Here is a 12,508-nt window from a genome sequence, read left to right on the forward strand (position 1 = left end):
AGATACCTGCCCGTTAGATACCGCCGCACTGACCACGGCCCGTTCGTCTATCGGTTAGGACACCAGGTTTTCAACCTGGGAAGAGGGGTTCGACTCCCCTACGGGCTGCCAGTTCTCCCTGTAGATCTGATGTGAATTCAAAGGCCTAGGCCTTTGATCGCCTGCAGCTTCCTGCACACAAGGCTTCCCCCTTTACCTGCCCGCCCGCGCTCTGTTAACTTTGCCGCCATAAGGGCCGCAAAGGCCCGGCAGAGCAGTAAGGGGCCGCGGCCCGTCATGTATCAGGAGCCAGTCATGTTCACCCCCCACCCGGCGGGCGCGCTTTGCGCCGTGGTTTCGATGATCTGTGGCGCGGCGCTTAGCCCCGCTCAGGCCGAGGTTCTGGGCGGGCGGCTGTCGCTGGCGCATTCGGCCTTTGTCGATGACACAAGCATGGCAAAATCCGCCGCTGTCGGCTCCATCGAACTGCCGATGGGCGAGCGGTTTTCGATGCAGTCGGATCTGGGTCTGGCCGGGCTGCATGCGCTGGATGACAAGACGGTCAATATCACCACCCATGCCATCCTGCATTTCGGCGCGGACTCGGCGGCGGGGCTGTTTTATGGCGTCGACATGATGAATGGCGGCAGCGACGATTTTCTCGGGCTGGAATATGGCCGCAACCTCGGTGCGGCGCAGGTCGAGGCCTATGTGGCCGGGATCGATTCTGCCGAAGGCAGCGCCACCCTTCTGGGGCTTGCGGGGGAAATGCCGCTGTCGGGCGGGCCGTTCAGCCTGGGTGCCGCGCTGGATCATGCCTCGGTGGGTGGCGGGCGCTCTGCGACGCGCTTTGGCCTGACCGGCGGCTATGCAGTGGGGGAAAGCACCCGGCTGGTGGCCGAGATCGGCACGCTGGGCGGCGGCATCGGCGTCGATGACACCTCGGGTGGCTATGTCAAAGTGGGGGTGGATTTCACCTTTGGCCGCAATGCCGGAACCACTTTCGGGCAGCGTTCGGTGTTCAACAGCATTCCGGGCCTTTAGGCCCGGCGACCCAAAGCGCCTCAGCGGCGGCGCAGCCGGATCACCACATCTACCTTGGCAATCTCCATCCCATCCGGCGCATCGGGCAGGCGCAAGATTTCCAGCTGTTCGGCAGGCGCATCGGTCAGGCTGGCGCTGTCTTCCCAATAGAAATGCGGATGGTCATCCATGCGGGTGTCGAAATAGCTTTTCGACCCGTCCACCACCACTTCCTGCATCAGCCCCGCTTCGCAAAAGGCGCGCAGCGTGTTGTAGACGGTGGCAAGGCTGACTTTCTCTTCGCCGCTGACAGAGGCGGCATAAAGGCTTTCCGCCGTCACATGGCGGTTCTCGCCATCCCCGACCAGCAGCGCTGCCAGCGCAACACGTTGCCGCGTCGGGCGCAATCCGCCCCGCGCCAGCCATTCCGTGCCGCGTTCTGTTTCTGTCTGAGCCATGGGCCTGCGTTTATCCCCGTGATCTGATCCCTGACCTGCAATAATAGGGTGCAGACCTGTCGGTTTCAAACGCAATCGCAAATCAATTGTATTTGCCCTCCCTTCTGCGGCCCCGCCAGCCCCCTTGCCCGCCCTTGCCATGCCCAAGACCGGGATGTTACAGGGAGCAAAATGGATGCGGGGGAGCGAAAGCCTGATGGCGGCATATCCGACGAGTTTCGACCGGGAAGACCTTCTGAAATGCGCGCGCGGCGAGCTGTTCGGCCCCGGCAATGCGCAGCTTCCTGAGCCGCCGATGCTGATGATGGATCGCATCACCGAAATTTCCGAAGATGGCGGCGCCCATGGCAAGGGCCATGTGGTGGCCGAATTCGACATCACGCCCGATCTGTGGTTCTTTTCCTGCCACTTCCCGGGCAATCCGATCATGCCCGGCTGCCTTGGCCTTGATGGCCTGTGGCAGCTGACCGGCTTCAATCTGGGCTGGCGCGGCTGGCAGGGGCGCGGCTACGCACTCGGTGTGGGCGAAGTCAAGCTGACGGGCATGGTGCGCCCCGATCGCAAGATGCTGCGCTATACCGTCGATTTCACCAAAGCCGTGCAGACCCGCCGCCTGACCATGGGCGTGGCCGATGGCCGCGTCGAGGCGGATGGCGAGGTCATCTATCTGGTCAAGGACATGAAGGTCGCGCTCTCCGCGAGCTGATCTGGATTTAGGAGGAACGCCCATGCGTCGCGTCGTCATCACCGGGATCGGCATCGTCTCCCCCATTGGCAATACCGCAACCGAAGTCGAAGCCTCGCTGCGCGCCGGGCGCTCGGGTATCGTGTTTTCGCCCGAATATGCCGAACATGGCTTCCGCAGCCAGGTTCACGGCATGCCGCAGATCAAGCTGGAAGACGAGATCGACAAACGCGATCTGCGCTTCATGGGGCCGGGGGCTGCCTATAACTTCATCGCCATGCGGCAGGCCATCGCGGATGCGGGCCTGACCGAGGCCGAAGTCTCGAACGAACGCGCGGGCCTGATCATGGGCTCGGGCGGGCCATCGACCTCCAACTTCTTCCTCGCGCATCAGACCGTGATCGAAAAGGGCGCACCCAAGCGCATGGGGCCGTTCATGGTGACGCGCTGCATGTCCTCGACCAATTCGGCCTGCCTTGCCACGCCGTTCAAGATCAAGGGCGTGAACTACTCGATCACCTCTGCCTGCTCCACCAGCGCCCATTGCATCGGCAATGGCACCGAGCTGATCCAGATGGGCAAGCAGGACATCGTGTTTGCCGGCGGTGGCGAGGAACTGGACTGGACTCTGTCCTGCCTGTTCGACGCGATGGGGGCCATGTCGTCGAAATACAATGACGCACCGGCCACGGCGAGCCGTGCCTTTGATGCCACCCGCGACGGGTTCGTGATTGCAGGCGGCGGCGGTGTGGTGGTTCTGGAAGAGCTGAATCACGCGCTGGCGCGCGGGGCCAAGATCTATGCCGAAGTCACCGGCTATGGCGCGACCTCGGACGGGCATGACATGGTGGCCCCCTCGGGCGAGGGCGGCGAACGGTCGATGCGGCTGGCGGTCTCCACCCTGCCCGCAGATCGCAAGATCAGCTATATCAACGCCCATGGCACCTCGACCCCCGCGGGCGACGTGACCGAGGTGAAAGCCATCCGCCGCGTGTTCGGCGAGGGCAGCGTGCCGCCGATCTCGTCGACAAAATCGCTGACCGGGCACAGCCTGGGTGCCACCGGCGTGCATGAGGCGATCTATTCGCTGCTGATGCTCCAGGGTGATTTCATCACCGCTTCGGCCAATGTGACCACGCTGGACCCGGAGCTGAAGCCCGAAGAAATCGCCACCACCTACCGCGAGAATGTCGGCATGGATTCGGTGCTGTCCAACAGCTTCGGCTTCGGTGGCACCAATGCGACACTGGTGATGAGCAAATACCGGGGCTGAACCGCCCCGGCCTTCCACTGACATTTCAAGGAGAGCCCGTATGGCCGATCTGATGAAGGGCAAACGCGGCCTCGTGATGGGCGTGGCCAATGAACGCTCGATTGCCTGGGGCATTGCCAAGGCGCTGGCCGATGAAGGGGCAGAGCTTGCCTTCTCGTATCAGGGCGAGGCCTTCGGCAAACGGGTGGAGCCGCTGGCCGCCTCGGTCGGCAGCGATTTCCTCGTCGATGTCGATGTGACCAATGATGACAGTCTGGATGGCTGCTTTGCCGCGCTGAAAGACCGCTGGGGCACGCTCGACTTTCTGGTTCATGCCATCGCGTTTTCCGACAAGAACGAGCTGACCGGCCGGTTCATCAACACCAGCCGTGGCAATTTCAGCCATTCGCTGAACATCTCGTGTTTCAGCTTCATTGACGTCAGCCGCCGCGCGGCAGAGATGATGCCCGATGGCGGCAGCCTGATCACCCTGACCTTCCAGGGGTCCAACCGTGTCACCCCCAATTACAACGTGATGGGCGTGGCCAAGGCGGCACTGGAAAGCGCCACGCGCTATCTGGCGAATGATCTGGGGCCGCAGAAGATCCGCGTGAACGCGATTTCCCCCGGCCCGATGAAAACGCTGGCCGGTGCGGCCATCGGTGGTGCCCGCGCCACCTATCGCCACACCGAGGCCAATGCACCGCTGCGCTCCAACGCGACGCTTGAGGCTGTCGGCGGCACGGCGGTCTGGCTCTGCTCGGATTACGGTGCCTTCACCACCGGCGAAGTGGTCCGCGTCGATGGCGGCTTTCATGTGCTGGGCATGCCGCAGGCCGACAACCTCTGAGGCCCCTTTACGCCTGATCCCTGCACAAGCCCCGGCCCCGCACCGGGGCTTTGTCATATAGACCGATGGTTTAGACAGGCCCGCCTGTGCCGCTCTGGTATAAACCAATCGGTCAAAATCCGCCTAAACCTCGGGCAGGTAAGGATTTACTTACTTTGAAACTCAGATTTGCCTTCTTAGGGTTTCCCCCGTCCCTGCCCCGACGGTGCCGCCCCGGCCCTGAGAGGCATCCGTGATATTGTGAGGAGCGAAGATGCGCATCATTACCGAAACCCCCCGGCGCGATACCAGCGGCAACAGCGGCACCTACGACCACATCGACGACCTGCTGACCATTCCCGGCGCGCAGATCAGCACCATCAAGATCGGCGGCACGGCGCAGGGCTTTGCCCATGTGGGCGGCTCCACCTTCACTGACTATGACACCTTCCGCACCAATCTGACGGCAGGCGAGAAATACCGTCTGGTCTTTACCCCCGAGAATCCCGAAAAATTCTATTCCAACGCGATCATCTGGTCGCAGAACCCCAATGGCGACGACACCGAGCTGCTGATGAACGCCATCGGCGCGCCCAATACCTATATCCGGGGCTCGCTCTATTCCGATATTTTCGAGGTCGGCGCCTCGGGCACGCAGTATTTTTCGTTCCAGATGGGCGTGTCGGGCAATGTGATCCTCAACCCGAACATTTCGCAGCTGGGTTATACCCTGACGCTGGAGCGGATCGGGCCGTCGATCATCAATGGCACCGCCCGCAACGACAACCGCAGCGGCGACAGCGGGTCGAACAAGATGTTCGGCTTTGGCGGCAATGACACGCTGAATGGCCTCGGCGGCACCGATACGCTGGAAGGCGGCACCGGGCAGGATGTGCTGTCGGGCGGCAAGGGCAATGATCAGCTGCTGGGCGGCAGCGGCAATGACCGGCTGACCGGCGATTCCGGCGCGGATCGTCTGGATGGCGGGGCCGGCAAGGATACGCTCAGCGGTGGCACCGGCAAGGATACCCTGATCGGTGGCGCGGGCGACGATGTGTTCCAGTTCAAGGATCGCCCCGGCAAGACCACTGCCGATACGATCCGCGATTTTGGTCAGGGCAATGACCGGATCGCGCTGGATGACGCCGTGTTCACCGGCTTTGACGACACCGGGCGGCTGGATGCCGATGCCTTTGTGATCGGCAAATCGGCCCAGACCGAAGATCACCGCATCATCTATGCCCGCTCCAGCGGCGAGATCTACTACGATGCTGACGGGGTTGGCGGCGCAAGCCGCGTGCTGATCGCCCGCGTCGAGCCGGGCCTGACGCTGAGCGCCGACGATTTCATGGTGTTCTGAGGCCGTCTTGGCCCTTGGCCTGCGCGGCGGTCAGTCCGCGCGGGCCTGCCCCTCAGGGGCGCTCAGATCGCCCTGAAACACCGCCGAGACTTCGGCGCGGATGATGCGGGCAATCTGCGCACAATCGTCAAGGCTGAAGGTCAGCGGCAGCCGCATGTCCAGAATGGCATGCAGCACCCTGTCACTCGCGGGCATCGGTTCTGACGGGGCATAGGCCCAGTTTTCATAACGCGAGGTGAAGGCGACCGGATCGGGCGCGCCGAACCATTTAAGCTCCACCCCCCGCGCGGCACAGCGCGCCACCACGGCGCGGATCGCCTCGGGTGCCCAATCCAGCAGCAGGAACTGATAGGACGAGGCCACGAACCCTTCGGCCTCGGGGCGGGCAATCCGGGTCAGGCCGGGGGTCTGCGCCAGCCCGTCATCCACCACCTGATAGCGCGCATTCCAGCGGGCGCATTGCGTCGCCAGATCCGCCAGTTGCGGGCGCAGGATCGCCGCGCGCAGATTGTCCATCCGGCCCGAAATATTCGGCGTGACCAGCCGCAGATCGGCAAAGGCCTCGGGCGGCGGGGCGGCGCGGTGCCGGTCATAGAGCATGTAGCTGCCCGACAGCAGGATCGCCCGCGCCATCGCCTGCGCATCATCCGAAATCAGCAGACCGCCCTCGCCGGAATTGGCGTGTTTGTATGTCTGCGTCGAATAGCAGCCCATCGCGCCCCAGCGCCCGGTCAGGCGGCCCTGCCAGGCCGCGCCCATAGTATGCGCGCAATCCTCGATCACCGTGATGCCCCGCGCGTCACACAGCCGCATCAGGGCCGCCATGTCGCAGATATGGCCGCGCATATGGCTCAGCATCAGCACCCGCGCCTGCCCGGCCTTGGCGGCCAGATCGTCGAGGTCGATCACCAGCCCTTCGGTGACACCGACAAACACCGGCACCGCCCCCACGCTGGCAATCGCGCCGGGCACCGGGGCCAGCGTGAAGGCATTGGTCAACACCCGGTCGCCCGGCCCCACGCCGTAGGCGCGCAGGGCACAGGCCAGCGCATACCCGCCCGAGGCCACGGCGAGGCAATAACGCGCGCCGGTCTGGGCGGCGAATTCCTCTTCCAGAAGCGCCGCCTCGGCGACTTCGCCCGCTGCGGTGTTGTAACGATGCAAACGCCCCGATTGCATCACCCGCAGGGCTGCGGCAATCGCGGCCTCGGGGATCGGGTCTTGCTGGGTGAAGCTGCCGGTAAATCGTTCCATGCCGGATACATGATGCGCAGGCGCGCGCCTGTCAACGCAGCGGCGCAACAAGGCCTTGGCACCGCCCGGTCAACATGCAACCAAGGGATGTCCCAGCCGGAGCTTTGCCATGCGTCTGACCGCCCTGTTGTTTGCCGCCGCGCTTGCGGCATTTGCCCCCGGCAGCGCCCGCGCCGATCTGGTGATCACTGGGCGCGATGCCCAGAAACTGCATTGCGCGGGCCTGCTCTGGGTCGTGTCGGAACGGCTGGATCGCGGCGGTTTGCTGCCGCCGGAAAGCCTGATGCAGGCGCGCACGGCGGCGCTGATGATCCTGTCGCAGTTGCCGGGCAGCGAACGGGATCGCGCGCGGGCTTTGGCCCAGCGGGCGGCGCGGATCGGCCAGAACCGCGACACCGTGGCACTGATGGAGGAATTTGACCGCAACGCGGCCTGGTGTCAGCGCAATTTCCTCAACTGAGCATCTGCGCGGCAAGGCCCGGCAGATCGGCAAACCGGTGCAGCAGCGCCTCGGGGGCCAGACGCGCCACATCCGACCCTTCGGGGCCAAAGCTGACCAGCACGCAGGGCACGCCCACGGCGGCGGCAGTCTTGCGGTCAGTCTCGGTATCACCGATCAGCATGGACCGCCTGACCACGCCCCCCGCCTGCTCCACCGCCGCAACATAGGGGGCCGGATCTGGCTTGCGGGTCGGCAAGGTATCGGCGCCGATCAGACTGCCGAACAGCCCGCGGATGCCCAGCCGCTGCACCAGCATTTCAGCCAGCGCTTCGGGTTTGTTGGTACAGATGGCGGTGGCAAAGCCCGCCGCGCGCAACGCCTCCACCGCCGCCGCCGCGCCGGGATACAACCGGGTATGCGTGTCGATCCCCTCGGCATAGGCCGCCAGCAGAACCGGATATTGCGCGGCGACCAGTTCCGGATCCTGTTGCCCCAGCCGCGCCAGACCCGCCGTCAGCATCGCCCGCCCGCCCTGAAAGGCGATCAGCGCATCCTGCACCGGATCCAGCACATCGCCATGGCCCAGCCCGCGAAAGCAGGCATTCGCCGCCGCGATCAGATCAGCCGAAGTATCGGCCAGCGTGCCGTCGAGATCAAAAACAACTGTGCGCATCTTGATGAAACCTGCCGTAAGGATGTGTGAAGCCGCATGGCTTGCGCCCCGCCCGATCCCGGTTAAAACGGGCGCAACAAGAAGGAAAGGGGCACCATGCCTGTCTCGCTCGTCATTCTGGCCGCCGGTCAGGGCACGCGGATGAACTCCGAACGGCCCAAAGTGCTGCATCACATCGCAGCCGCCCCGATGCTGCACCACGCCATGCAGGCGGGGCAAGCCCTGTCGCCCGACCGGGTGGTGGTGGTGGCGGGCCATGGGGCCGAGGCGGTGCGCAAGGCGGCACTGGCCTTTGATGACAACTGCGAGGTGGTGGTGCAGGCCGAACAGCTGGGCACCGGCCATGCCGTGGCGCAGGCGGCCCCGCTGCTGGCGGGGGCGGCGGGCGATACCGTGGTTCTTTACGGCGACACGCCCTTCATCCGCGCCGAGACGCTGGAGGCGATGCTACTGGCGCGGGCGCGGCACGCCGTGGTGGTGCTGGGCTTCGAGGCGCGTGACCCGGGCCGTTATGGCCGCCTGATTGCCGAGGGCGACGCCTTGCAGCGCATCGTGGAATACAAGGATGCAACAGATGAAGAACGCGCGATAACGCTTTGTAACTCTGGCGTTATCTGCGCCGACAGCGCCACGCTGTTCGATCTGGTCGCGGCGCTTGGCAATGACAATGCGGCGGGCGAATATTACCTGACCGATATTGTGGAGCTGGCCCGCGCGCGCGGCCTCTCGGCCGGTGTCGTCACCTGCCCCGAGGCCGAAACCATGGGTATCAACACCCGCGCGCAACTGGCCGAGGCGGAAGCCGCCTTCCAGAGCCGCGCCCGCGCCGAGGCGTTGGAAAACGGCGTGACGCTGACCGCGCCGGACACCGTGTTTTTCGCGCTGGATACCCATATCGGGCGCGATGCGATCATCGGAGCCAATGTGGTGTTCGGCCCCGGTGTGACCATTGAAAGCGAGGCGGAAATCCTTTCCTTCTGCCATCTGACCGGCTGTCATGTGTCGCGCGGCGCCAGCGTCGGCCCCTTTGCCCGGCTGCGCCCCGGCGCCGAGCTGGCCGAGGATGTGCATGTCGGCAATTTCGTCGAAATCAAGAATGCCATTCTGGATGAAGGCGTGAAGGTTGGCCATCTGACCTATCTGGGCGATGCCGATGTGGGCGAGTTCACCAATATCGGCGCGGGTACCGTGACCTGCAATTATGACGGCGTGAACAAGCACCGCACCCGCATCGGCAAACGTGCCTTCATCGGATCGGACACGATGCTGGTGGCGCCGGTTTCGGTTGGCGATGGCGCGATGACCGGCTCTGGCTCGGTCATCACCCAGGACGTGCCGGGGGATGCGGTGGCGCTGGGGCGGGCCAAACAGGTGAACAAACCCGGCCTCGCCCCGAAATTGTTCGATATGTACAAAGAGATTAAGGCAAAACGCCAGAAAGGCGCGTAAAATGTGCGGTATTGTTGGGGTTCTGGGCAACAACCAGGTCGCGCCGCTTTTGGTTGAGGCGCTGAAACGGCTGGAATATCGCGGCTATGACAGCGCAGGCATCGCCACGGTGAACGACGGCGCGCTGGATCGCCGCCGCGCCATCGGCAAGCTGGTGAACCTGTCCGACCTTCTGGTGCATGAACCGCTGGCCGGACGTGCCGGGATCGGCCATACCCGCTGGGCCACGCATGGGGCGGCCACGGTGGCCAATGCCCATCCGCATCGCGCCGGCAGTGTGGCCGTGGTGCATAATGGCATCATCGAAAACTTCCGCGAGTTGCGGGCCGAACTGACCGGCGCTGGCTATCACTTTGAATCCGAGACCGATACCGAAGTGGTGGCCCTTCTGCTGCGCCACGAGCTGGCGCAAGGCAAATCGCCGCGGGATGCCGCCGAAACCGTGCTGCCGCGGCTGCATGGCGCCTTTGCGCTGTGCTTCCTGTTTGAGGGCGAGGATGATCTGCTGATCTGTGCCCGCAAAGGCTCGCCGCTTGCCATCGGCCATGGTGACGGCGAGATGTTCGTGGGCTCGGATGCCATTGCGCTGGCCCCGATGACCGACCGCATCACCTATCTCGAAGAGGGCGACTGGGCCGTTGTCACCCGCGCCGGGGCCGAGATCTTTGATGTGGCCAACCGTCGGGCCAACCGCGCCGTGCAGCGGATCCAGGTCGATGCGACCCGCATCGAAAAGGGCGGCTACAAACATTTCATGGCCAAGGAAATTGCCGAACAGCCGGTGGTTCTGGCCGATGCGCTGAAACATTATGTGGAAAACAGCGGCGGCGCGCATCCGACCCTGCGCCTGCCCGAAGGCGTGGATTTCACCGGCGTCGACCGTCTGACGCTGGTGGCCTGTGGCACCGCCTCTTATGCCTGCCATGTGGCGAAATACTGGTTCGAGCAACTGGCGGGCCTGCCCTGCGACATCGACATCGCGTCAGAGTTCCGCTACCGCGAACCGCCGCTGTCAGACAGGTCCTGGGCGCTGTTTGTCAGCCAGTCGGGCGAAACCGCCGATACGCTGGCCGCCCTGCGCTATGCCAAGGACAAGGTGGCGAAGGTGCTGTCGGTGGTCAATGTGCCCACCTCCTCCATCGCGCGGGAATCCGATCTGGCGCTGCCGATCCTGGCCGGGATCGAGGTCGGCGTGGCCTCGACCAAGGCCTTCACCTGCCAATTGGCCGTGCTGGCGCTGTTGGCGCTGAAAGCCGCGCAGGATCGCGGGCGGCTCACCCCGGCAGAGCTGGCCGCACATCTGGCGCAGTTCCGGCTGCTGCCCGGCCTGATGAACCACGCGCTTGGCCTTGCCGGTGACATCGAAAAACTGTCAGAGCAACTGGCCGAGGCGCAGGACGTGCTGTTCCTTGGCCGGGGCCCGATGTTCCCACTGGCCCTGGAAGGGGCGCTGAAGCTCAAGGAAATCAGCTATATCCACGCTGAAGGCTATGCCTCGGGCGAGCTGAAACACGGCCCCATCGCGCTGATCGACGCCCGCGTGCCGGTGATCGTGCTGGCCCCGCGCGACCATCTGTTTGAAAAGACCGTCTCCAATATGCAGGAGGTCATGGCCCGCCATGGCAAGGTGCTGCTGATGTCGGATGCGGCGGGGGTGGCCGAGGCGGGCATGGGCTGCTGGAAAACCCTGACCCTGCCGCAGGTGCCCGATCTGTTTGCGCCGATCCTCTATGCGATCCCGGCGCAGCTGCTGGCCTATCACACCGCGATTGCCAAAGGCACCGATGTGGATCAGCCGCGCAATCTGGCCAAATCCGTGACGGTGGAGTGATGGCAAAACAGTTTGACGCCTTCAGCGACGATCACCGCAGCTTCATCGCGGCCCAGCCGATCTATTTTGTGGCCACCGCCGCGCCCGATGCCCGCATCAACCTCAGCCCCAAGGGCATGGACAGCCTGCGCGTGATCGGCCCCAACCGGCTGATCTGGCTGAATGTCACCGGATCGGGCAATGAAACGGCGGCGCATCTGGCGCAGGATGCGCGCATGACGGTGATGTGGTGCAGCTTCTCGCAGCGCCCGCTGATCCTGCGCGCCTATGGCACGGCGCGCGTGCTGCATCTTGCCGATGCCGACTGGCCAGAGCTTGCGGCGCTGCTGCCCGATCTGCCGGGTGCCCGGCAGATTTACGATCTGACGGTCGATCTGGTGCAGACCTCTTGCGGCTACGCCGTGCCCTTCATGGAGTTCAGCGCCGAACGCCCGGTGCTGCGCAACTGGGCCGAAGGCAAGGGCCCTGACGGGCTGCGCGACTATTGGTCGGACCGGAACCGCCAATCCATCGACGGGCTGCCCACCGGCATCGCCGCCAATCTCGGAGAGACAGAATGACCCCGACCGAGGCTCTGGCCCAGATCGAAGCCGCCGCCCTGCCCGGAAAAGCCGCCGAAATGGCCGCCTATCACAAGGCCGAACGTCGGTATCTGGGCACCGCAAACCCCGAGATCGACGCACTGACCAAAGCCTGGCGGGCGGAACTGACGCTTGAGGATCGCCTTGCGCTGGCCGAGGCCCTGTGGGTCAGCAATATCCATGAAGGCCGCATCGCCGCCGCCAAATTGTTGACGCAAGCCCGCATCCGCCCGGATGACAGCGCCGCCTGGCAGCTGATTCAAGGCTGGGTGCCGGACTTTGACGCCTGGGCCATTGCCGATCATGCCACCATTGCGGGGCAGAAGCGCGTGATGGCCGACCCAGAGCGGCTGGACGCGGTCGAAGCCTGGATCACCGCCCCGAATATGTGGGTGCGCCGTGCCGCGCTGGTCATCACCCTGCCCTTCGCAAAGCTCGCCTTTCCGAAACCGGCAGAGCTTGCGGCACGCGAACGCGCCTTGGGCTGGGCCGCCGCTTATGTGGGCGATCGGGACTGGTTCATCCAGAAGGCCATCGCAAGCTGGCTGCGCGATCTGTCAAAGCATGATGCCGCCCGCGCCGCGCAGTTTCTGGCCGAACATGGGCCTTACCTGAAATCCTTTGCCCGCAAGGAAGCGGCGCAATACCTGCCCGCCTCCGACGCGTCGTGACCGTGCCGCCGGGAGGGCTTT

The 12,508-nt window shown here is 64.5% G+C and carries 13 protein-coding genes and 1 tRNA gene; 11 read left to right on the forward strand and 3 right to left on the reverse strand.

The features are described 5' to 3' along the window. Positions 1–36 precede the first annotated feature (36 nt). Both KM031_RS04245 and KM031_RS04250 read left to right on the forward strand, forming a co-directional pair. Positions 37–111 (forward strand) — tRNA-Glu (locus KM031_RS04245). A gap of 183 nt (positions 112–294) precedes the next feature. Beyond that, positions 295–1,023 carry a hypothetical protein gene (locus tag KM031_RS04250; RefSeq protein WP_215503313.1) on the forward strand — a complete coding sequence of 243 codons (729 nt, stop codon included), beginning with the start codon at positions 295–297 and terminating at the stop codon, positions 1,021–1,023. 20 nt (positions 1,024–1,043) lie between these two features. Here KM031_RS04250 and irrA read toward each other — a convergent pair whose 3' ends face one another. After that, a complete protein-coding gene (irrA, locus tag KM031_RS04255; protein ID WP_215503314.1) occupies positions 1,044–1,460 on the reverse strand; it encodes an iron response transcriptional regulator IrrA in 417 nt (138 codons plus the stop codon). Between the two features lie 196 nt (positions 1,461–1,656). On the opposite strand from irrA, the gene fabA reads away from it, so the two are divergent. The 4 genes from fabA (at position 1,657) to KM031_RS04275 (ending at position 5,586) form a co-directional block, all read left to right on the forward strand. Continuing rightward, entirely contained in the window at positions 1,657–2,166 is a 510-nt protein-coding gene (fabA, locus tag KM031_RS04260; RefSeq protein ID WP_215503930.1) for a bifunctional 3-hydroxydecanoyl-ACP dehydratase/trans-2-decenoyl-ACP isomerase, read from the forward strand. Between the two features lie 22 nt (positions 2,167–2,188). Continuing rightward, positions 2,189–3,418 (forward strand): beta-ketoacyl-ACP synthase I, encoded by a 1,230-nt coding sequence (gene fabB / locus KM031_RS04265; protein ID WP_215503315.1) that lies wholly within the window; start codon positions 2,189–2,191, stop codon positions 3,416–3,418. A 40-nt stretch (positions 3,419–3,458) separates the two neighbouring features. Next, positions 3,459–4,247, forward strand: coding sequence for an enoyl-ACP reductase FabI (locus tag KM031_RS04270; protein ID WP_215503316.1), 789 nt, complete (start codon positions 3,459–3,461; stop codon positions 4,245–4,247). Between the two features lie 253 nt (positions 4,248–4,500). Continuing rightward, positions 4,501–5,586 carry a calcium-binding protein gene (locus tag KM031_RS04275; protein ID WP_246566778.1) on the forward strand — a complete coding sequence of 362 codons (1,086 nt, stop codon included), beginning with the start codon at positions 4,501–4,503 and terminating at the stop codon, positions 5,584–5,586. Positions 5,587–5,616: 30 nt separating this feature from the next. Here KM031_RS04275 and KM031_RS04280 read toward each other — a convergent pair whose 3' ends face one another. Continuing rightward, positions 5,617–6,840 (reverse strand): DegT/DnrJ/EryC1/StrS family aminotransferase, encoded by a 1,224-nt coding sequence (locus KM031_RS04280; RefSeq protein WP_215503317.1) that lies wholly within the window; start codon positions 6,838–6,840, stop codon positions 5,617–5,619. 109 nt (positions 6,841–6,949) lie between these two features. On the opposite strand from KM031_RS04280, the gene KM031_RS04285 reads away from it, so the two are divergent. Beyond that, entirely contained in the window at positions 6,950–7,300 is a 351-nt protein-coding gene (locus KM031_RS04285) for a hypothetical protein (protein ID WP_215503318.1), read from the forward strand. Here KM031_RS04285 and KM031_RS04290 read toward each other — a convergent pair. Next, on the reverse strand, positions 7,293–7,955 hold the full coding sequence (locus tag KM031_RS04290; RefSeq protein WP_215503319.1) for an HAD-IA family hydrolase: 663 nt from the start codon (positions 7,953–7,955) through the stop codon (positions 7,293–7,295). The two genes, KM031_RS04285 and KM031_RS04290, sit on opposite strands and share 8 nt — an antisense overlap. Before the next feature lie 96 nt (positions 7,956–8,051). Between KM031_RS04290 and glmU the strand changes: the two genes are divergently transcribed. Genes glmU through KM031_RS04310 form a run of 4 tightly spaced genes read left to right on the forward strand, consistent with a single transcriptional unit; the run spans position 8,052 to position 12,487 of the window. Beyond that, positions 8,052–9,404 carry a bifunctional UDP-N-acetylglucosamine diphosphorylase/glucosamine-1-phosphate N-acetyltransferase GlmU gene (gene glmU / locus KM031_RS04295; RefSeq protein WP_215503320.1) on the forward strand — a complete coding sequence of 451 codons (1,353 nt, stop codon included), beginning with the start codon at positions 8,052–8,054 and terminating at the stop codon, positions 9,402–9,404. A gap of 1 nt (position 9,405) precedes the next feature. After that, the gene (gene glmS / locus KM031_RS04300; protein ID WP_215503321.1) at positions 9,406–11,235 is read left to right on the forward strand and encodes a glutamine--fructose-6-phosphate transaminase (isomerizing); all 1,830 of its coding nucleotides are present in this window, start codon (positions 9,406–9,408) and stop codon (positions 11,233–11,235) included. Beyond that, positions 11,235–11,795 carry a pyridoxamine 5'-phosphate oxidase family protein gene (locus KM031_RS04305; RefSeq protein WP_215503322.1) on the forward strand — a complete coding sequence of 187 codons (561 nt, stop codon included), beginning with the start codon at positions 11,235–11,237 and terminating at the stop codon, positions 11,793–11,795. Before glmS ends, KM031_RS04305 begins: the two co-directional genes overlap by 1 nt. Then, on the forward strand, positions 11,792–12,487 hold the full coding sequence (locus KM031_RS04310; protein ID WP_215503323.1) for a DNA alkylation repair protein: 696 nt from the start codon (positions 11,792–11,794) through the stop codon (positions 12,485–12,487). Before KM031_RS04305 ends, KM031_RS04310 begins: the two co-directional genes overlap by 4 nt. The last annotated feature ends 21 nt before the right edge of the window (positions 12,488–12,508 follow it).

Source organism: Gemmobacter fulvus (genome assembly GCF_018798885.1).
Lineage (GTDB): Bacteria > Pseudomonadota > Alphaproteobacteria > Rhodobacterales > Rhodobacteraceae > Gemmobacter > Gemmobacter fulvus.

Coding starts and splice junctions, on each gene's coding strand:
- glmU (WP_215503320.1), top strand. CDS start 8,052: ATGCCTGTCTCGCTCGTCATTCTGGCCGCCGGTCAGGGCACGCGGATG.
- fabA (WP_215503930.1), top strand. CDS start 1,657: ATGGCGGCATATCCGACGAGTTTCGACCGGGAAGACCTTCTGAAATGC.
- KM031_RS04280 (WP_215503317.1), bottom strand. CDS start 6,840: ATGGAACGATTTACCGGCAGCTTCACCCAGCAAGACCCGATCCCCGAG.
- KM031_RS04285 (WP_215503318.1), top strand. CDS start 6,950: ATGCGTCTGACCGCCCTGTTGTTTGCCGCCGCGCTTGCGGCATTTGCC.
- fabB (WP_215503315.1), top strand. CDS start 2,189: ATGCGTCGCGTCGTCATCACCGGGATCGGCATCGTCTCCCCCATTGGC.
- irrA (WP_215503314.1), bottom strand. CDS start 1,460: ATGGCTCAGACAGAAACAGAACGCGGCACGGAATGGCTGGCGCGGGGC.
- KM031_RS04310 (WP_215503323.1), top strand. CDS start 11,792: ATGACCCCGACCGAGGCTCTGGCCCAGATCGAAGCCGCCGCCCTGCCC.
- KM031_RS04250 (WP_215503313.1), top strand. CDS start 295: ATGTTCACCCCCCACCCGGCGGGCGCGCTTTGCGCCGTGGTTTCGATG.
- KM031_RS04290 (WP_215503319.1), bottom strand. CDS start 7,955: ATGCGCACAGTTGTTTTTGATCTCGACGGCACGCTGGCCGATACTTCG.
- KM031_RS04275 (WP_246566778.1), top strand. CDS start 4,501: ATGCGCATCATTACCGAAACCCCCCGGCGCGATACCAGCGGCAACAGC.
- KM031_RS04305 (WP_215503322.1), top strand. CDS start 11,235: ATGGCAAAACAGTTTGACGCCTTCAGCGACGATCACCGCAGCTTCATC.
- glmS (WP_215503321.1), top strand. CDS start 9,406: ATGTGCGGTATTGTTGGGGTTCTGGGCAACAACCAGGTCGCGCCGCTT.
- KM031_RS04270 (WP_215503316.1), top strand. CDS start 3,459: ATGGCCGATCTGATGAAGGGCAAACGCGGCCTCGTGATGGGCGTGGCC.